We start from the raw sequence: 18,481 nt of genomic DNA on the forward strand, positions 1-18,481 counted from the left end.
CCGGCCGCGGTCACGGTCGGCGCCCGGGGCCGGCGGTCACTGTCCGGCGGGCGCGGGCCCGTCGATGACCTCGTCGCCCTCGGGGTGGTCGACACCGAGCAGCCGCGCCTGACCGGTGGTCGCCGGGTCCGGGCGGTCCGCCTGGTCGGTCGCCGCCATCTGGAGCCCGTCGAGATCGGTGCGGAAGTAGATGACGTTGTAGCGGTCCCAGGTGGTCGCGACGAACTCGAGGTACCGCCCGTCGGTCCAGGGGTGCATGAACCCGCCGTACAGCGACGGCACCAGCACTCCGGAGAGGATCGTCTGGGTGCCCGACCACGGCCCCTCGAGCCGGTCGGCCTGCCGGATCACCAGGGAGTTCGACGTGTCGGTGTACATCGCGACGTACTTGTTCAGGTAGGAGTTCCACTGCACGGACAGCTCGCTGACCGGCGACTCGATCACCGGTACCGCCTCACCGAGGTCCGCGACCCAGGTCGAGCCGTTCCAGTACCGGTAGGCGGTCAGGTCGCGGATCTGCGTGCCGGGCACTCGCGCCAGCAGCGCGCTGCCGTGCCGACCGGACGGCGTGCCGTATTCGTAGATGTAGCCGTCGTGGCCGTCGACGAAGGCGCTCATCTGGAACTTCGTGTTGCCGGGGGTGATCGCGGGGATCCCCGGGATGTCGATGCCGTCGATGCCGGCCCGCACCGTCGCCGGGTCCAGCTGCCAGTTCTCGCCGTTGTCGGTCGAGTACGCGAGCACCGAGTACAGCGTCGTCCAGTTGCCGGGAGTGTCCCAGGACCTGACGGACATCACCCGCACGTACTGGACGCCGCCGACCGCGACACCGGCGGTCGGGATGATCGTGTACTCGCCGGGGATGCCGAATCCACGGATGATCTGCTTGGAGCGGTTCGGCGCGGACAGCGGCGAGCTGTCGATCCGTATGCCGTCGGCCAGGTTGGTGTCGGAGCTGCGCAGCAGCACGTTCGAGCGCCAGTCGTCGCCGTCGGTACCGCAGTCACCGACGGTGTCGCCGAAGGCCACCAGCACGTCGTGCCGACCGTCGGCGTTCCCGTTGTCCCACATGATGCCCAGGTCGGTGCCGGACACGTTGAACCGTTTGATGGTGTCGTTCGGGCTGCCGGGGCCGGTGACCATCTCCACGGCCTTGGTGCGCCCGGTCAGCCGGGGCACGCCGCCGTCCGGCGCTCCGGTGATCCACGGGAGGGCCGTGCCGATCGACCCGGTCGCGCTTCCGGAACCGCCGAGGCTCCCCGAGCCGCCCTGCCCGCAGGGACCGCCCTCGGCCGACGCCGGGGTCACCGACGCCGCCGACAGCGCGACGGCGGCGACCGTCGCCGAGACCGCCACCGACCAAGACCGTCTCACTGCGCGCACAGGCAGAGTCCCTTCCGTTCGACACCGCTCCGTTCGACACCGCTCTGTTCGACACCACGGTGGGCGAGCGGCGCCCGGGCATTGCAGACCAGACAACCACGGGGACACCGTGACGGCAGTGACTGGTGGGACAATTGTTATGAAACGACCGAACCCGTCGAACCACGCGTTCCGGGCACGACGGTGTCCGCCCCGGAATCGTCGCGACAGTCCGCCGAACGGCAGACGACCCGGACCGACGGGGCGCGTTTCCCGAATCCGGCGGGATTCGGGCCGGATTCCCTAGTCCTCCGGGGTGAGGAACGCGGCGAGCGCGGCCGCGTACGAGGTCACGTCGGACGCCCCCATCAACTCGCGCGCCGAGTGCATCGCCAGCTGCGGGGCGCCGACGTCGACGGTGGACAGCCCGGTCCGGGACGCGGTGATCGGCCCGATCGTCGATCCGCAGGGCAGGTCGGCACGGTGCACGTACCGCTGTAGCGGGACCCCCGCGCGGTCGCAGGCCAACGCGAACTCGCCGGCTCCGGCCGCGTCGGTGGCGTACCGGAGGTTCTGGTTGACCTTGAGCACCGGTCCGCCGTTCACCGCGATGCGGTGCACCGGCTCGTGCCGGTCCGGGTAGTTCGGGTGGGTGGCGTGCGCCATGTCGCCGGACGCGCACACCGACCCCGCCATCGCCCGGAGGAAGTCCTCCCGGCCGCCGCCGCGGCCGAGCACGATCCGCTCCAGCACCGAGTTCAGCAGGTCGGAGAAGGCGCCACGGTCGGACATCGAGCCCACCTCCTCGTGGTCGAAGAGGGCCAGCACCGGGATCGCCTCGCCGGGATCCTCGGTGGCGGCGAGCATCGCCTGGGTGCCCGCGTAGCAGGTGCCCTGGTTGTCCAGCCGCGGCGCGGAGACGAGTTCGCGGTTCAGCCCGACCACCGCGCTCGGCGCGAGGTCGTGGGTCATCAGTTCCCAGCCGAGCACCGCGTCCGCGTCGACCCCGACCTCGGCGGCCAGGAATCCGAGGAAGCTGCGCGGCGAGGTCCCGACGCCCCAGACGGCGTTCACGTGCCGCTGCGGGTCCAAGGCGACGCCCTTGCGGTCGTCGGAGAGGTGGATCGCCAGCTGCGGCACGCGCAGGATCGGACGGTCGATGCGGATCAGGTGCTCGCGCAACCGATTTCCGTCACGGACGCTCAGCCGGCCGGAGATGCCGAGGTCGCGGTCGAGCCACGAGTTCAACCACGCGCCGCCGTACGGTTCGAGCCCGATCATCTGCCAGCCCGCGGACTCGAGGTCGGGATGCTGCTTGACCCGCAGGTTCGGGCTGTCGGTGTGCCCGCCGACGATCCGGAACGGCGCCGCCTCGTGGCCCGTTCCCTCGGTGCTCCACGCCACCAGCGACCCGCCCCGCACGAGGAAGTAGCGGCCGGGTGCCGTCGGCCAGCCGTCGGTCTCGCGCAGTTCGACGAACCCGGCGGCGGTCAGTTCACCGGCCACGGTCGCGCAGACGTGGAACGGGGACGGCGAGGCGTCGACGAACGAGCAGAGTCCGGACGCGGTGGCATCGGTGGGCATGGCCATGACGAGATCCTAGTGTCGCGGCGGCGCGGCGAGCGGTTCAGCGCTCCCGGCGATCGACGACTCCGCGTGGGGACGGACCGCTCGGCACCATTCGGCCGGGCCGGATCGCAGCGCTGCGCCACCGGCGCGTCGACACCGGTGACAGTGGTGCACATACGGCAACTCGCAGCTCCCCGCGACCTCGTCCGCCACTACCTTCTCCCCATTCCGACCGGCAAGTCGAAAGTCGAACGGCGAAGGGAAGAGAATGGCGATCAGCACCGCGGCCCAAGGTAGTCCGGTACGGCGCGCGCTCTGGGGCAGCGCGTTGGGTACCACTCTGGAGTGGTACGACTTTTTCCTGTACGGAACGATGGCCGTGATCGTGTTTCCGGCGGTGTTCTTTCCGGCGCAGGATCAGTTCATCGGGACGTTGATATCGGTGTCGACGTTCGGTGTCGCGTTCATTGCGCGACCGATGGGGGCGGTGTTGTTCGGTCACCTCGGTGACCGGGTCGGTCGACGGAGCGTGCTCGTGGCGACGATGGTCCTGATGGGCCTGTCCACGGCGACGATCGGGATTCTGCCCAGCTATGCGACGGCGGGGGCGCTCGCGCCGATCCTGCTGGTGTCGATGCGGGTCCTGCAGGGGTTGTCGACCGGCGGCGAGTGGGGTGGCGCCGTGCTGATGGCGGTGGAGAACTCGCCGACCCGAACGAAGTCCGGCGCCGACCGCGGCGGGCTCTACGGCGCGTTCGTCCAGGCCGCGTCGCCTGCCGGTTTGATTCTGTCGAACGCGGCGGTCCTCGCTGCCGGCCAGCTGGATCGCGACGCGTTCATCACCTGGGGGTGGCGGATTCCGTTCCTCGTGGGCGGCATCGTCGCGATCGTCGGCCTGATCGTGCGGTTCGGGGTCCCGGAGACGCGGGAGTTCGCCGACCTCAAGGGTCGGCGCAGGACTGTGAAATCGCCTGCGCGGGAAGCATTGACGCGGCACCCGAAGGCCGTCCTGTTCACCGCCTTGACCTACGCCGGCCCGGGAACGCTGTTCTACGTGGCGGTGATCTTCGGCCAGAGCTACGCGGTCAAGAGCGCGGGCATGAGCCAGAACTCGATGGTTGCGATCGTTCTCGTCTACGCCGCGGCGTCGTTCGCCGCGACGATCTTCGTCGGACGGAAGTCGGATCAGTGGGGCCACCGGCGGTCGGTGATCTGGGGATGTTCGAGTCTGGTTGTCCTGACCCCGATCTGGCTCGCCCTGTTCGCGACCGGCAACGTCGTTCTCGCGACGATCGGATTTCTGCTGCTGGTGCTGCCGTTCTCCGCGGCGTGGGCGCCGATGGCCGTGTTCTTCGCTCGCAGCTTCAGCCCGGAAGTTCGCTATTCGGGGGTGTCGCTCGGGTATCAGCTCGGCACCGTTCTGGGCGGCGCGTTGCCTCCCATCATCGCCGTCGCACTGTTCAAGTACTTCGACTCGTTGGTGGCCGTCGGCGCCTACGTCATGGTGACGCTGGTTCTGTCGGCGGTGGCCGCGGGGCGGATTCACGCGTCCGCCTCGGCGACCCCCGCCCCGGCCGAGGTGGCGACGGAGCGGGTCGCATGAGCACGGTCGCGTGCTTCGGGCTCGGCCTGATGGGAGAGCCGATCGCCCGCCGGCTCCTGGCCGCGGGTCACGAGGTCCGGGTCTGGAACGGCCGCAGTCCGGCGGCCGTCGAGCGGCTGACGGCCGCGGGCGCGGTGGCGGCGCAGACCCCGGCACGCGCCGCCCACGGAGTCGACGCCCTCGTCACGTGCCTGCCCGACGGCGACTCGGTCCGCGAAGTCCTGTTCGACGGTGCGGCGGCCGCGGCGGCGCACGCACCGGACGCGCTCGTCGTCGACCTGTCGACCGTCGGTCCGGCGGCGGCGCGGAGTCTCGGCGAGCAGGCGGCGGCCGCGGGGCTCCGCTACGTCGATGCCCCGGTGAGCGGCGGCCCGGCCGGCGCCGCGGCCGGCACCCTGTCGATCTTCGCCGGCGGCGCTCCTGCGGACCTGCGACAGGCCGAGGAACTGTGCCGGGCGTTCGCGGGCAGATTCGCCGTGATCGGCGCCGGCGGGCAGGGGCAGGTGGCCAAGATGTGCAACAACCTTCTGGTCGCCACGATCATGCTCGGCAATGCACAGGCGCTGGCTCTCGCACACCTCAACGGCATCGCGATCGCCGACCTGCTCCCGGTCCTCCAGGGCGCCAGCGGCGCGAACTGGCAGATGGACAACATCGTCACCCAGACCGTGCTCGCGGACGACTACACCGCGAGATTCGCGCTGTCGAATCTCGTGAAGGACGCGCGTTTGATCCAGGAGTCCGTGGACGCCGCGGGGATCGACGCGCCGTCGTTCAGGGCGGCCCTGCGGAACTACGAACAGGCCCTCGCCGAGTTCGGGCCGGACGCCGATTTCAGCTCCGTGTACAAGCTGGCGATCGGGCACGGGTAGCGCCGATCGGCGCTGGTTCACGAGGTTTCGTTCGTTCCGCTCGAAAGGCGTGGCGCTGTGACGGTCTGCGTGTTCGACAGGTTCTGCGCGGGTCTCGGGCCGGATCGACCGGGTCCCCCACCGGATCCGGACGTCGCGCCCCGGTCGATCACCTTGGGGCGGTCCGGATCCGGTGGCCGAGGACGAGATGATGATGATGCACCCCCGACCGTCCTCGTCCGGCATCCGAACGGACTCGGCCGCTTAGGGCTCGGTCCCGCTCACGGAGGCGTGCTCCTCCGTGAGCGGCGGGTTCGCTCTCACCGGATCGGACGCATTCGCCACGAACGCCCCACCCGGGCACGGCTCGGACGGGGCGTTCGCCTTTCGGTCCGCCGGAGGAACTGCTCGGCCTCGCCGACCGGTACGCGATGTCGGTCGCCGAGGTCGCGGTGGCGGTCCACTCGTCGGGTGCCGAGCGGGTGGACTATCCCAGTCGACGGAGCCAGTACGGGGGTGTCTGCTCGGGCGGCAGGGGCTCCTTCGACAGGCGGGCCCCGATCGCGGCCGCGGCCTGGAGGGCGTGGGTGGCAATCGATTCGACGCGGTCGGTCATGTCGACCGGCCGGCCCGCGATGGCCAGGGTCCCGACGATCTCGCGGAATCGGCCCCGGATGGGGGCGGCCACCGCGAACAGATCCTCGTGCCAGTGACCGTCCTGGACGGCGAACCCGCGTCGCCGGGCCTCCACCACGATGTTCCAGATCTCGTCCAGGGTGATCGGCGTGCGCGAGGTGTACCGAACGAGCTCGACCCGGGACAGGTCCCGGTCGAACTCGGCTCGCGTGTGGTCGATCAGATGCGCAATCCCCGCCGAGGACGCGTACAGACTCCATCGCGTTCCGGGCTGGGCGGACTCGAACCGGTAGTTCTGGGTGGCGGCCCAGATCGGCATGACCGCGGTGCCGTCGCGCACGGTGAGGTAGCACCCGAGCCGGGTGCGGGCCGACAGGGCGTCGAGAACCGGCATCGCGGCGGTGACGAAACCGAGGTCGGCGCCCCGCACACCCAGGCCGTACAGCGCCCAGGTCGAACGGTAGCCGCGGCCACCCTCGACCTTCTCCGCGAAGCCGAGTTCGCACAGAACGGCGAGGGTGCGTGACACCTGGCTCTTGTCACACCCGATGGTCCGAGCGATCTCGCTCGGACCGACCCCGTCCGCGTTCGTGTGGGAATGGATCGACAGTTCACGGAGAACCGCCATCCCCCGGCGGAGCGTCGACGCCTGCGGCGACTGAGGGGCGGATTCGGGTGTTCGGTCGGTCACTGCTCGGGCTACCTCACATCGTGAAAAGGCTCTCGGCGAAGTACGCCATTTGCAGGAGCGACACGTCCCGGCCGCGGATGGCCGCCAGCTGCAAGCCTACCGGCATGCCCGACGCCGTGGTGCCGCACGGGACCGAGATCGCAGGCCAGCCCAGCAGGTTGAACAGCAGCAGGAGCTGCATCCGCTCGCTGGACGAGGCGGGCAACGGTGTGCCGTCCGCCTGCGGTCCGACGTCGACGAACCACGATTCGCACGACTGGGCGGGTGAGACGAAGAAGTCGATGTGGTCGAACAGGTCGACCATCGCCGCGTTGAACCGGCCCCGGCGGTCCCGCGAGGCCATGAAGTCGACGAGATCGAGCCGCGAGGCCCGCTCGATCCCGTCGAGAATCCCGTCGTCGATGAGATCGAGCCGATCGAGCGAGTCCCGCAGGTCGTACAGGAGCTGGGCCGTGTAGTTGTCCTCGAAGACCTGCGACATCGACGGCGTGTCCACCTCGACCTGGACCGGTTCGCAGCCGTTCGCCACCAGGACGTCGACCGCCCTGCGCGCGGCCCGCTCGACCCCGCTGTCGACCGGGGCGCCCGCCCAGCCGGGGAAGTACGCGATCCGGGGCCGGCGCGGCGGCTCCGCACCGGCGATCGAGGCCCAGTCCACGGTCTCCCACACGGACAGCGGATCACGCGGGTCGAACCGCGCCATCCCGCTCATCGCAACGGCCACGTCGTCCACCGTCCGGCCGATCACTCCGGAGTGCGAGCGCGCGTTCCACAGATCGCTCATCGGGTACCGGGGCACCCGGCCGTAGGTCGGTTTGAAGCCGACCAAGCCACACAGCGCCGCGGGTTGGCGCGCGGAGCCGCCGCCGTCCGTCGCGTGCGCAACCCGGCAGATCCCGCCGGCGACCGCCGACGCGGCGCCCCCGCTCGACCCGCCGGCCGAGCGCCGGGTGTCGAGCGGATTGCGGCTGGTCAGGCCCAACATGTTCGTCGAGTCGTCGGTGTAGGCGAACGCACTGGTGTTGGTCTTGCCGAAGATGTTCGCCCCACTCGCCCGGATCGCCGCCGCCGTCGCGCCGTCCTCGGCGGGCACGTTGTCCGCGGTGAGCGGGGAACCGTTGGTGGTCCGCAGTCCGCGGGTGGCTTCGACATCCTTCAGCGGAAACGGCAGACCCTCCAGCGGGCCGGGCGTCCCGGCCGTGATCCGCGCCTCGGATTCCCGGGCGGCGCGCAACGCACCGCCGGCGTCGATCGTGATGAACGCCTGCAGGTGCTGCGCCGCATCGGCCGCGGCGAGGGTGTTCTCGCAGACCTCGACCGGCGAGATCTCCTTCCCGCGCATCGCACGCAGCAGCTCCCTCGCGCTGAGCTCGGCGATGTCGGTCACTTGACCTCCTGGGCGAGTTCGCCGAGGAGCTTGATGCTCTGCACCAGCTCGTCGTGCTGCGCGAAGTCGAAGTTGACGATGAGCTCGTCGATCCCGAGCGCCTGGAACTGCTTCAGGGCCGGGAGAAGCTGCTCCGGCGTGCCGAACATGCCCGGCGTCAGGTTGATGGCGGCGTCGAAGTTGTCGTAGTACTCCTCGAGGTAGGTCGGATTGGGTGTTCCGTTGCGCCGCAGCATTTCCCGCTTCATCGTGATCACCCGGTTCACGTACGGGATCAGCCCGTGCGCGACCTCGTCGCGGACCTGGTCGAAGGTGCTGGCGATGTGACCGTTCACGAGCACCCGAACCGTCTTGTCGGGCACCGCGTTCGGCAACGGCGTGCCCTCGTCCCAGGCATCGCGGTAGGCGTTGATCAGGTCCTCGAGCGCCTCCCAGTCGCTCGCGATGGCGCCACCCATCATCCCGACCTGCAGGCGCGCCGCGACCAGGGCGCTCTCCTTCGTGATACCCGAGTACGCCAGCGGCGGATGCGGCTGCTGGATCGGACGCGGGCACAGCCCGACCTCCGGAATCTTCCAGAAACGACCGTCGAAACTGAACTTCTCCTCCGTCCAGGCCTTGACGATGATCTCCAGAGCCTCGATCGTCATCGCCTCCGCGTCCGGAGTGTGCACTCCGAACACGTCCGCCGTGAGCGGCGTATTGCCCTTGCCCACACCGAATCGCACCCGGCCGTTGCTGATGATGTCGATCGCGGCCCACCGCTCGGCGGTGTGGATCGGGTGATGCACCGGCAGGACCACCACGCCGGGGGTGATGTCGATGCGCTCGGTCGCCTGCGCGACCGCCGCCATCAGGGAATCGATCGGCCCGGTCGAGTTCGTCGGGAACTTGAAGTGCTGCTCGGATACGCCGAACGAGGACAGCCCGGCCTCCTCGGCTGCGGCGGCCTCCCGGATCACCTCGCCGAACCGCTGCTGCGGGTTCGAATCGCGCCGAACGTAACCCTGGGTGAAAGCTCCGACCTTCATGTTCGCTCCTCGGGATCGATGTGTCTTCAGGCAGTGGATTCGGTTCTGCGGGACCAGACTGAACCCGGATGCGTCGGCCGACCGGTCGGCGTTGACGCAACTGCAACGGTGTTCGGCGGTGACGGTCGTCCGAAGATCACCGGCGCTCCGATCGCGCCCCACTCCGGACCGCTACCCGTGGACGAGCGGTTCCCGGGATTCTCAGCGCCTTTCACGGGCACGGCCTCGGGTGTCACGTCTCCGAGGAACCGTTGCTCATACGTCCTCGAACGGCGCGGGGGTGACCGAAGGGACCTACCGTGATCGCCCAACCGGCTGGGCTCCGGCCCGAGCCGAGCCCCGAGACGCAGAGAAGGAGTGAGCTATGACGAGGACCCCGGCATCCGGCACCCGTTCCGCCGGTGCGGAACCGATCATCCTCCACGACAGCACATTCGGACCTATCGCCGAGAACCGACCGGAGGTATCGAAGGCATGACCCCCATCAGCGCAGGCAGCCCCGCGATCGTCGGTTTCGTCCCGACGCCGTTCGGCCACGACGACGAGGTCGACGCCACCAGACTGGTGTCGCTCGCCGCGCGGCTGAGCCGCTTCGGAATCCGTCCCGCCGTGCTCGGCGGGATGGGCGAGTTCTACGCGTTGAGCCGCCGGGAGTCGCGAATCTGCATGGAGGCGGCGGTCGAGGGCTCCGACGGCCGCGAGCCGACGGTGGCGGGGATCGGCTTCGCCACCCGCGAGGCCGTCCACCTCGCCGAGGACGCCCGGGCCGCGGGCGTGCAGACGATCGTGATCAACCCACCGCATCACGCGGCACCCTCCCCCGCCGCGTACGCCGAGCACGTCCGCAGGATCACCGAGTCGTCCGGCCTGCCCGCGGTCCTGTACAGCTCCGCGAAGTACCCGCTCACCGATCGGCACCTCGACGCGTTGACGGACGTACCGGGCTTCCTCGGCGTGAAGGAGGAGTACTACGACGTGGCGGCGGCCGCGAAGCGCATCGCCGCCACCGGGGACCGCGTGCAGTGGTGGGGAGTCGGCGAGGAGAACGGCGTCCGCTACGCCGCTGTCGGTGCGACCGCCGTCACCACGTCGCTGGCGAACTTCAGCCCTGGACTCGCGCGCGACTACATCACCCAGGCCCTTGCCGGGACGCTGGATCCGCGGGTCGAGGCGGCGACCCGGGCGTGGACGGACGGTCTCGGTCGAGACGAACAGGGCGCCGCGTCGTTCCTCAAGGAGGTGATGCGGCAGACCGCGGGGTGGAATCCGGCCGTCCGCCTGCCGCTGCTCGCCTCGGGCGCCGACATCAGCGGATTCGTCGCCGACTTCGTCGAGCGGTTCGATTCCGACCGGATCGGCTCGGAAGGGGCGTATCCGTGACCACTCCCACCGCCACCGATGCGGTGCGGTCGATGAAACTCCGTGCGGCGGACCGGATCAACGCAGATCGCGCGCGGATCGCCGCACTCAGCCACGACATCCACGCACACCCCGAGACCGCCTTCACCGAGGAGTTCGCATGCGAGCGGATATCCCGTGACCTGGAATCGACGGGCTTCACCGTCACGCGGGGGGCGTACGGCGTCGCCACCGCGTTCGAGGCCGTCTACGGCACGGGCCGGTTCCGGGTCGTGCTGTGCGCCGAGTACGACGCGCTGCCCGACCTCGGCCACGCATGCGGACACAACATCATCGCCGCTGCCGCGGTCGGCGCCGCCACGGCGCTGCGCGCGAACGCCGAGCCGCTCGACCTGACCGTCGTCGTGCTCGGGACCCCCGCCGAGGAGCACGGCGGAGGCAAGGTCGCACTGCTGCGAGGCGGCGCATTCGAGACCGCCGTCATGGCCGCGATGCTGCACCCCTCGAACGCCCCGACCCCGGCGAACACCGAAGTCGTCACGATGCAGTGCGTCGACCGGATCGCGATCGAGTTCGAGGGGCGGTCCGCACACGCGGCCATCGCTCCGCACGAGGCGATCAACGCGTCCGATGCGGCACACCTGACTCAGCTCGCGATCGCGATGCTGCGCCAGCAGCTTCGCGACGGCATCCGGGTCGCGGCGGTGACGTCCGAAGCGGGCACGGTCACCAACATCATCCCTGCCCGTGCCCGGCTCGACGTCGAGATCCGCTCGCGCGACGACGCGGAGATGGTCGAGACGAAGCGCAGAGTTCTCGAATGCGCACGGGGCGCCGCGATTGCCACCGGCTGTTCTCATTCCCACCGCAGGACGGAACCCCGGTACATGAGCATCCAGCAGGATCCGATCATCGCGCGGGCGTGGAACGAGAACGTCGAGCTGCTCGGCGAGCCCTCCGACCCGCATGCCGCGGACCCGGGCGGGTCGACCGACATGGGCAACGTCTCGCGCGTCGTCCCGAGCATCCACCCGTTCCTGCGCCTGCACGGCGCGGGGGGACCACCCCACACGACGGCGTTCGCCGACGCAGCGGCCGGACCGGCCGGAATCGACTGCGCCGTCACAGGCGCGACCCTGTTGGCGTGGACGGTCCTCGACGTCGCGGCCGACCCGACGGCCTCCGCCCTGCTGCTGGACCGCCGGGCCGCTCGCCCGGCAGGGGCCACGGCACGCGACTTCGACGGAGACCGACCCCGCGGCCGGATTCGTCATCGTGCGGTTGGCGACACCGAATCGGCGTGATGCCCGCGTGTTTCCCTCTGCCGACGCAGGCAAATCCGTAGGCGGATACGTACTTCAACTGATGGCATCGGCGCAGGTGCGATCGAGAATCGATGTTCCCGCGGCGCAGCCCGTGTCCGCCCCTCACGAAAAGTGCACCGACATGACGAGCACACAGGAACCCTTCGACCAGCATGCGTTGCGGTCGTTCTACGGTCAGATGCCGAGTGGCGTTCTCGCCCTCGCGGCAATGGTCGACGGAGCACCCGTGGGCTTCGCGGTGAGCTCGTTCACCAACGTGTCCCTGGACCCACCCCTGGTCGTGGTGTCCATTCGCAACGAATCCAGCACCTGGCCCGTGCTCAGCCGGGCCGCCGTGATCGGAGCGAGCATCCTGGCCGAGCCGCAGGCGGAGTTCGGAACGCGCCTGGCGGGCCGTCACGCCGAGGGCCGCTTCGATTCCGTCGGTCACACGGTCACCGATTCGGGTGCAGTCGTCATCGACGACGCCGCGGCCTGGTTCGAGGCGACCGTCTCCGAACCAATTCCCGCCGGCGACCATTTCCTCGTCCTGTTGACGCTGCGAGCCATCTCGGAGGGCGCCGACCGGGCTCCGCTGCTGTTCTTCCGGAGCAAGTTCGCGGCGGTGCGCGATGCCTAGCCGGTCGGCCACCGGCCTCCGGGTGACGCTGTTCGTGACGGAACACGACGCGGACCCGTCGTTCGCCGCGACCGTCGCGGCCGGTGCCCTGCGTCCGTGTCTGCTCGATGCGGACAACCTGCACGACGCGGCGGTACAGACCGGCAGGCTGCACTCCGACGCGTCGAGCACATCGCCGCTCACCCTGCTGCGCATCGACACGACCGCGCCGCCGCCGGTCGCGCACACCTCGGGACGCTGCGCCCACTCGGTCCCGCCCGGGCGAACGATCGCCTTCCCCGATTCGCCGCGGCTGCTGGCGGGCCTGATCGCGGATGCCGTGCGGGTGGGCGTGGCGGACGGCGCGGTGATCGGCGTGGCGGGCGAGCCTCCGACGGCGCATCGGGTCCGCGCCGAGGTCGCCGCGCACCTCGAGCAAGCTGGCTTCGATGTCGCGTTCGACATCCCCGGCTGGGTCCTCGACGACGAGCGGGTCAGCCTGTCGGGCTGACCCGCTCCGGGACCGGATCTTTCACTCTCACCCATTGCCGTCACTCCCACACCGGAGGGAACTCGTGCCCGCATCGAGCCCGGCGATCGACGAGTTCGGGATCACGAACATGTCCGGGCCCCGGCGGTGTGCACCACGATCATCGGCGCCGACCGCGCACACCCGGTGAGTTCACTGCGCATCATCAGTGGCGGCGCTCCCCCGGCGCCGACGACGATCGCGCAGCTCGAGGCGCTCGGAATCACGGTCGTCCACGGGTACGGTCTCACCGAGGTGTACGGGCCGCACACGACCTGCGAGCACCGGATTCCTGGGACGAAGTCGCATCCGAGGATCGAGCCGCACCGATCGCCCGGCGGGGTGTCGGCATGCTGCAGGCCGAGAACCCGCGAGTCGTCGACGAGAACATGGTGGACGTGCCCGCCGACGGCGAGTCGATGGGCGAGATCGTCCTGCGGGGACACAACGTGATGCTCGGCTACTTCCGCGATCCGGAGGCGACCGCCCAGGCGTTTGCCTGCGGCTGGTTCCACACCGGCGACCTCGGCGTGATGCACCCGGACGGGTACATCCACGGTTCGCAAGTTCGAGTTGCGGGCGCGGCGGCGAGGGCCGCACCCGGCGCGGAGGTCGGCGCCGGCACCCGGTAGCGCGACAGCGGCTGCCGCTGTCACGGACCCCGGCCCGAGTGGCGATCACTCGGGCCGGGGTCCGCGCGTCACCCGAGGTTCCGGGTTGGGCGTCCGGCCCGCGGCGCGCCGCGGCGGTCAGCGCGTGGCCGCCGCGGCGCCCCGCGGCGGTCAGCTCGTGGCCGGCCCGCACCAGTCGAGCGCCAGCGCCGCGAATGTGCGTGCCGCGGTGTGCACCTCGTCGATCAGGCAGTACTCGTCGTCGGCGTGCGAGACCCGCAGGTCGCCGGGACCGTAGCTGATCGCCGGGACGCCCGCGCGGGTGAGGAACGAGCAGTCCTCCACCGCGCAGAAGCCGGCCACCGTCGCCGGGCCCGCATACGGGGTGTCCCCCGAGGCCGCGGTGTGGGCCGCCGAGACGGCCGCGGTGATGTCGGCGGCCGCGGGCCCGGGATCGTTGGCGGGCCAGTTGAGCTTCCACTCCACGGTCGGTGGGTGTTCGCGCAGCCAGCCGTCGGTCCGCGCGATCGCCTCGATCTGGGCCTCGATCTCGAGTTTGACGTTCTCCGGGTCGTCCTGGGGCGGGTACCAGACGCAGTACTCGAAGGTCACGTACTCCGACAGGAAGAACGGCACCTGGACGCCGTGCGGTCCACCGGCGACCACCCCGGGATGGATCGTGAAGTGTCCGGGGGCGAACAACGGGTGCGTCTTGGTGAACGCCCACTCCTCCTCGAGCCGCTGCAGGGCCTGGAACACGAGCACGCCCTTGTCGATCGCGTTGACGCCGACGTCCGGGCCACCGCCGCCGGCGCGGATGGTCTGGCCACGCATCGAGGAGTGGGTGGTCTTGCCGCCGACCGTGACCGAGAACCACAGCAGGCCGGGGGTGACCGGGATGACCCCGAGCCGGGTGGGGCCGCTCGGTTCCGCGACCACCGCGGCGTCGGCGCGATAGCCTCGTTCCAGGGTCGACGAGACGCCGCACTCGTGGTCCATCACCTCCTCGCCCACGACGGCCTGGATGATCAGGTCGCCCTGCAGTTGCACGCCGGCGCGGGCCAGGGCCTTGACCGCAAAGGCCTGGGCCACCAGCCCGGCTTTCATGTCGCTGGCCCCGCGACCCCAGATCCGGTCGTCGTCGATCCGGCCGGAGAACGGCGTGCCCGATTCCCACCGGTCGGTGTTGCCCGGCGGGACGACGTCGACGTGGCCGTTGAGGATCAGCGACCGCCCCCGACCACCGCGTCCCGAGATCGTGCCGACCGCGTTCGTCCGTCCGGGCTCGACCGCCCACTTCTCCACCCGTGCACCGGCATCCTGGTAGATCTCGGCGAGCAGGTCGCTGACCCGCCCCTCCTCGCCGACGACGTTGTCGTACACCTGACCGGGATACTTGGGATTGACGCTGGGAATCGCGATGACGTCGGACAGCACCGAGATCATGTCGTCGCGGAGCGCGTCGACCGCGGCGAAAACGGCCCGCCGGTCGGCCGGAGAATCCGCCTCGGCCGGGCTGATGGTGTCCGAATGATGTTGTGACATGGAACTTCTCCCGTCATTCCGGAGTCGGAGCGTGGTCCGCCGACGGCAACCGCACGGCCAGCACCCCGGCCGCGACGAGCAGCACGTATCCCGCCAGCATGAGCGCCGCGCCCAGGCGGGCATCGGCCAACCCGTCGACGAACACCGACCACGGCAGCGGTCCCTTCACCGCGAGGACGGCCACCGCCAGCTGCAGCGCGCCGGCCCCGATGCACAGTGCTGCGATCAGACGATGCCCGGTCCTGATCAGCAGGATCGCGAGCACCGTCGTGCCGAACGCGAATGCCCAGGCGAGCCAGCCGAAGTAGGTGACCTGCACGGCGGAGCTGCTGCCCGCGACGGCCGCGGAGAGCGCGGCGAACGACAGTTCCGCGGCCGGAGCGGTGCCCTGCGGCTGGGGCGGGACGTAGGTCCACGCCGGGCCGAGCAGACCGAGCCACATCGCCGCGACGGCGGCGATCGTGCAGCCGGCGACCGCGCGGCGCGCCGCGACGGCGGAATCGGTCGGTGATCGGTGTGTCTCGTGAATCGTTGTCATCGGGAGGTGCCTCTCTTCCGGGGAGGGTGAGGTGGCGACGGCCGTGTCCGCCGTCACACCGTGTCCGAGCCTGCCGAGGACGGAGGGCCGCGCGGATCCGTCATCGTGCGGACGTCGATACCGAATCGGGCGGGTGCCTCGGCGACGCAGCCGTCCGACCGGACCGGGCTCGGACGGATCCGTACCCGCATACGTATTTCGACTGATGGCATCGCGCGGGCGGCGTTCGAGAATCGACGGATTCCCACGGCGCACCCGCGTCAGCCCTCACGAAAAGTGCACCGACATGACGAGCACACCAGAACCCGCCATCCCCGGCCGGGTCCTCGACGACGAACGCCTCACCGGGTCGGGCTGAGGCCCACGCGACAGCACGGCGAACGATTGCCGCCCCCGAATCGAGGTGACACAATCGGCGTCGACGGAAGCGCAGACCTCGGCGGGGAACGGCCTCGACGACGGGAATTGCGTACTGATGCAGAGATTGTCGACTCCGAAGACCACGCGGCACAACATCCCCGCGGACGTCACCAGCTTCGTCGGGCGCAACCGAGAGCTGCGAGAGATCCGGGTGTTGCTGCCGCAGACCCGACTGCTGACGCTGACGGGAATCGGTGGAGTGGGCAAGTCGCGTCTCGCGCGATCGGCGGGGTCGGCCGCTCGCCGGGCCTTCCCGGATGGCGTGTGGCTGATCGATTTCAGTTCCGTCCAGGACCCCAGGTTCGTCCGGCAGGCGATCCAGGACTGCGTGCCGGGACCGTCGACCGTGCTGTCCCTGGCCGATCATCTGAGGGACAAGAACACCCTCCTCGTCCTGGACAATTGCGATCGGCTCGGCCAGGAGGTCGGTGACACCGTCGCGGCCCTCCTCGCGCAGTGCCCGGACGTGCGGATCCTCGCCACCAGCCGGACCCCGCTCGGCATCAGCGCGGAGAACGTGTACGTGGTGTACCCGTTCGCGGCCGGCGCCGAGGGCGGTACCGGGCGGGACGCCGCGGACGACGCGGTCCACCTGTTCCGCGACCGCGCGCGGTCGGCCGGCGCCGACCTGGAGGCCGTCACGGACACCGACGTCGGCCGACTGTGCCGTCGGCTCGACGGGGTTGCGCTGGCGATCGAACTTGCCGCGCTGCGGACCCGGACGATGACTGTCCAGGACATCGAGAGTCGTCTCGGCGACCGGTTCGAGCTGCTCAAGGGCGGACCCCGGGACCTGCATCCACGGCACCGCAGCCTGTGGGCGCTGCTCGAGTGGACCTGGGACCAGTGCGACGCCGACGAGAGGTCGCTGTGGGCGCAGTTCTCCGTGTTCGCGGGACCGGCGAGCCTGGACGCGATCCGGCACGTGTGCCGGCTCGACGGCGAGTCGATCGTCGACGACGTGGTGGAGGGTCTGGTGCAGCAGTCCATCCTGGTCGGACGGCGCTCGGGCGACACCATCCGGTTCCAGATGCTGGACACGATTCGCGAGTTCGGCCGCCTGAAGCTCGAGCGCGAGGCCGCCGCGCTCGGTCCCGGGCTGACCGCGCAGGGCCTGCGGGAACGGCACCTGGACCACTACGCCACGGTGGCGGCGGCGGCCGAGCAGGACTGGTTCGGGCCGCACCAGCCCCGGTCGATGGCGCTGATCAACGGTGAGATGCCGAATCTGCGGGCCGCGTTCGAGTGGGCCATCGACGACCGTGACCGGTGCGGGACCGGCGTGGCGATGGTGACCGATCTGTGGTTCTACTGGCTCGGATGCGGGCATCTTCAGGAGGGTCGGCTCTGGTCCGAGCACGCCTGGGACCGCGTGCACGAGTTCGGCATCCCACAGGAGGCGCGATCGCTCTGGACCCTCGGCTGGAACCTGCTGATCACCGGCGACGTCGATCGGGCGGAACGGCACCTGCGCGAGTGTCTCGACGAGGCGAGCCGGCAGGGCGACGCGCACGCGGCGTCCTTCGGTCGCGCGCTGCTGGGCGCGGTGCACTTCTTCCGCGACGACGTCGCCGGCGGTGTCGAGTTGTACACGGCCGCAATCGACGAGGCCACGCACGCCGGAGACCAGCTCGCGCGCGCGATGTTCCTGTATCAGCTCGGCGAGGCGTACTGCATCAATCGCGAGTTCGATCTCGCCGAGCAGTGCTGTCGAGAGTGCATCGCGATCTGCGAGCGGCACGGCGACCGCTGGTGTATCTCGTACGCCCAGTGGGTGCGCGCGTTGAGCGCGTACCAGCGCGGGTCGTACGACTCGTCCGCGGCGATCGCGGCCGCGGCGCTGCGCACGATGGTCACCGTCGACGACCAGCTGGGCATCGCGCTGGTCGGGGAGCTGCTCGCCTGGATCGCCACGCGGGACGGCCGCTGGCTGGACGCCGCGACGCTGTTGGGTGCCACCGGGTCCTACTGGACCGCGAGCGGGGGCACCGTGATGGGGCTGCGCCAGTTGGTGACCCTGCGCCAGGAGTGCACCGCGACGCTGCGGGCACAGCTCTCCGACCGGGACTTCGAGCGGGCGACGACGGCGGGCGCGGCGCTCGGCTTCGAGCGGATCGCGACGCTGGCGCTGGCCGAGACCACCGGCACCGGACACCGGCCCGCCGCACCGACCGCTCGTCCCGTCGCGCGCGCACCGGCCGCGGCGATGCCGGACCTGACCCCGCGCGAACTCGAGATCGCCCGGCTGGTCGCATCGGGTCTGACGAACAAGGAGATCGCCGCGAAGCTGGTGATCGGCAAGCGCACCGTCGACACCCATGTCGCCCATGTCCTCGCGAAGTGGGGTATCCGCCGCCGGTCGGAGATCGCCTCGCTGGTCGCCACGCGGGCCGACGTCTCCTGACGTCGGCCCGCGTGGCCGCACC

General features: G+C 70.3%; 14 protein-coding genes and 1 pseudogene. 8 read left to right on the top strand and 7 right to left on the bottom strand.

Annotated elements, in window-relative coordinates; translation table 11 throughout:
• Window positions 1-36: 36 nt before the first annotated feature.
• Together ABD951_RS25990 and ABD951_RS25995 are read right to left on the bottom strand one after the other, a co-directional pair.
• Complete coding sequence (locus tag ABD951_RS25990) at window positions 37-1,356, bottom strand: glycoside hydrolase family 183 protein (RefSeq protein ID WP_345352473.1); 1,320 nt, start codon at window positions 1,354-1,356, stop codon at window positions 37-39.
• 309 nt (window positions 1,357-1,665) lie between these two features.
• Window positions 1,666-2,952 (bottom strand): M18 family aminopeptidase, encoded by a 1,287-nt coding sequence (locus ABD951_RS25995; protein WP_345352476.1) that lies wholly within the window; start codon window positions 2,950-2,952, stop codon window positions 1,666-1,668.
• Between the two features lie 247 nt (window positions 2,953-3,199).
• On the opposite strand from ABD951_RS25995, the gene ABD951_RS26000 reads away from it, so the two are divergent.
• Both ABD951_RS26000 and ABD951_RS26005 read left to right on the top strand, forming a co-directional pair.
• Window positions 3,200-4,534 carry an MFS transporter gene (locus tag ABD951_RS26000; protein WP_345352479.1) on the top strand — a complete coding sequence of 445 codons (1,335 nt, stop codon included), beginning with the start codon at window positions 3,200-3,202 and terminating at the stop codon, window positions 4,532-4,534.
• Window positions 4,531-5,406: an NAD(P)-dependent oxidoreductase gene (locus ABD951_RS26005; protein ID WP_345352482.1), complete on the top strand. Its 876-nt coding sequence runs from the start codon at window positions 4,531-4,533 to the stop codon at window positions 5,404-5,406. The genes ABD951_RS26000 and ABD951_RS26005 overlap by 4 nt, the downstream gene beginning before the upstream one ends.
• Before the next feature lie 466 nt (window positions 5,407-5,872).
• On the opposite strand, the gene ABD951_RS26010 is transcribed toward ABD951_RS26005, so the two are convergent.
• The 3 genes from ABD951_RS26010 to ABD951_RS26020 form a co-directional block, all read right to left on the bottom strand.
• Window positions 5,873-6,649, bottom strand: coding sequence for an IclR family transcriptional regulator (locus ABD951_RS26010; protein ID WP_486374953.1), 777 nt, complete (start codon window positions 6,647-6,649; stop codon window positions 5,873-5,875).
• A gap of 76 nt (window positions 6,650-6,725) precedes the next feature.
• Window positions 6,726-8,099, bottom strand: coding sequence for an amidase (locus ABD951_RS26015; RefSeq protein ID WP_345352488.1), 1,374 nt, complete (start codon window positions 8,097-8,099; stop codon window positions 6,726-6,728).
• Window positions 8,096-9,130, bottom strand: coding sequence for an LLM class flavin-dependent oxidoreductase (locus tag ABD951_RS26020; protein ID WP_345352491.1), 1,035 nt, complete (start codon window positions 9,128-9,130; stop codon window positions 8,096-8,098). The genes ABD951_RS26015 and ABD951_RS26020 overlap by 4 nt, the downstream gene beginning before the upstream one ends.
• Window positions 9,131-9,604: 474 nt before the next feature.
• Between ABD951_RS26020 and ABD951_RS26025 the strand changes: the two genes are divergently transcribed.
• From ABD951_RS26025 to ABD951_RS26045, 5 genes and pseudogenes are all read left to right on the top strand, one after another.
• A complete protein-coding gene (locus ABD951_RS26025) occupies window positions 9,605-10,510 on the top strand; it encodes a dihydrodipicolinate synthase family protein (protein WP_345352494.1) in 906 nt (301 codons plus the stop codon).
• A complete protein-coding gene (locus ABD951_RS26030) occupies window positions 10,507-11,793 on the top strand; it encodes an amidohydrolase (RefSeq protein ID WP_345352497.1) in 1,287 nt (428 codons plus the stop codon). The genes ABD951_RS26025 and ABD951_RS26030 overlap by 4 nt, the downstream gene beginning before the upstream one ends.
• Before the next feature lie 142 nt (window positions 11,794-11,935).
• Entirely contained in the window at window positions 11,936-12,433 is a 498-nt protein-coding gene (locus tag ABD951_RS26035) for a flavin reductase family protein (RefSeq protein WP_345352500.1), read from the top strand.
• On the top strand, window positions 12,426-12,923 hold the full coding sequence (locus ABD951_RS26040; protein WP_345352503.1) for a hypothetical protein: 498 nt from the start codon (window positions 12,426-12,428) through the stop codon (window positions 12,921-12,923). The genes ABD951_RS26035 and ABD951_RS26040 overlap by 8 nt, the downstream gene beginning before the upstream one ends.
• 82 nt (window positions 12,924-13,005) lie before the next feature.
• A pseudogene (locus ABD951_RS26045) lies at window positions 13,006-13,495 on the top strand (AMP-binding protein); the annotation flags it as partial.
• Window positions 13,496-13,723: 228 nt separating this feature from the next.
• Here the strand turns inward: ABD951_RS26045 and ABD951_RS26050 are convergent.
• Window positions 13,724-15,097 carry an ArgE/DapE family deacylase gene (locus ABD951_RS26050; RefSeq protein ID WP_345352506.1) on the bottom strand — a complete coding sequence of 458 codons (1,374 nt, stop codon included), beginning with the start codon at window positions 15,095-15,097 and terminating at the stop codon, window positions 13,724-13,726.
• Between the two features lie 13 nt (window positions 15,098-15,110).
• Window positions 15,111-15,635: a hypothetical protein gene (locus ABD951_RS26055; protein ID WP_345352509.1), complete on the bottom strand. Its 525-nt coding sequence runs from the start codon at window positions 15,633-15,635 to the stop codon at window positions 15,111-15,113.
• A gap of 484 nt (window positions 15,636-16,119) precedes the next feature.
• Between ABD951_RS26055 and ABD951_RS26060 the strand changes: the two genes are divergently transcribed.
• On the top strand, window positions 16,120-18,459 hold the full coding sequence (locus ABD951_RS26060) for an ATP-binding protein (RefSeq protein WP_345352512.1): 2,340 nt from the start codon (window positions 16,120-16,122) through the stop codon (window positions 18,457-18,459).
• The last annotated feature ends 22 nt before the right edge of the window (window positions 18,460-18,481 follow it).

It is taken from the genome of Rhodococcus olei (assembly GCF_039540555.1).
Taxonomy (GTDB): domain Bacteria; phylum Actinomycetota; class Actinomycetes; order Mycobacteriales; family Mycobacteriaceae; genus Rhodococcus_G; species Rhodococcus_G olei.

Coding starts and splice junctions, on each gene's coding strand:
- ABD951_RS26010 (WP_486374953.1), bottom strand. CDS start 6,649: ATGGCGGTTCTCCGTGAACTGTCGATCCATTCCCACACGAACGCGGAC.
- ABD951_RS26005 (WP_345352482.1), top strand. CDS start 4,531: ATGAGCACGGTCGCGTGCTTCGGGCTCGGCCTGATGGGAGAGCCGATC.
- ABD951_RS26055 (WP_345352509.1), bottom strand. CDS start 15,635: ATGACAACGATTCACGAGACACACCGATCACCGACCGATTCCGCCGTC.
- ABD951_RS25995 (WP_345352476.1), bottom strand. CDS start 2,952: ATGGCCATGCCCACCGATGCCACCGCGTCCGGACTCTGCTCGTTCGTC.
- ABD951_RS26050 (WP_345352506.1), bottom strand. CDS start 15,097: ATGTCACAACATCATTCGGACACCATCAGCCCGGCCGAGGCGGATTCT.
- ABD951_RS26000 (WP_345352479.1), top strand. CDS start 3,200: ATGGCGATCAGCACCGCGGCCCAAGGTAGTCCGGTACGGCGCGCGCTC.
- ABD951_RS26025 (WP_345352494.1), top strand. CDS start 9,605: ATGACCCCCATCAGCGCAGGCAGCCCCGCGATCGTCGGTTTCGTCCCG.
- ABD951_RS26020 (WP_345352491.1), bottom strand. CDS start 9,130: ATGAAGGTCGGAGCTTTCACCCAGGGTTACGTTCGGCGCGATTCGAAC.
- ABD951_RS26040 (WP_345352503.1), top strand. CDS start 12,426: ATGCCTAGCCGGTCGGCCACCGGCCTCCGGGTGACGCTGTTCGTGACG.
- ABD951_RS26035 (WP_345352500.1), top strand. CDS start 11,936: ATGACGAGCACACAGGAACCCTTCGACCAGCATGCGTTGCGGTCGTTC.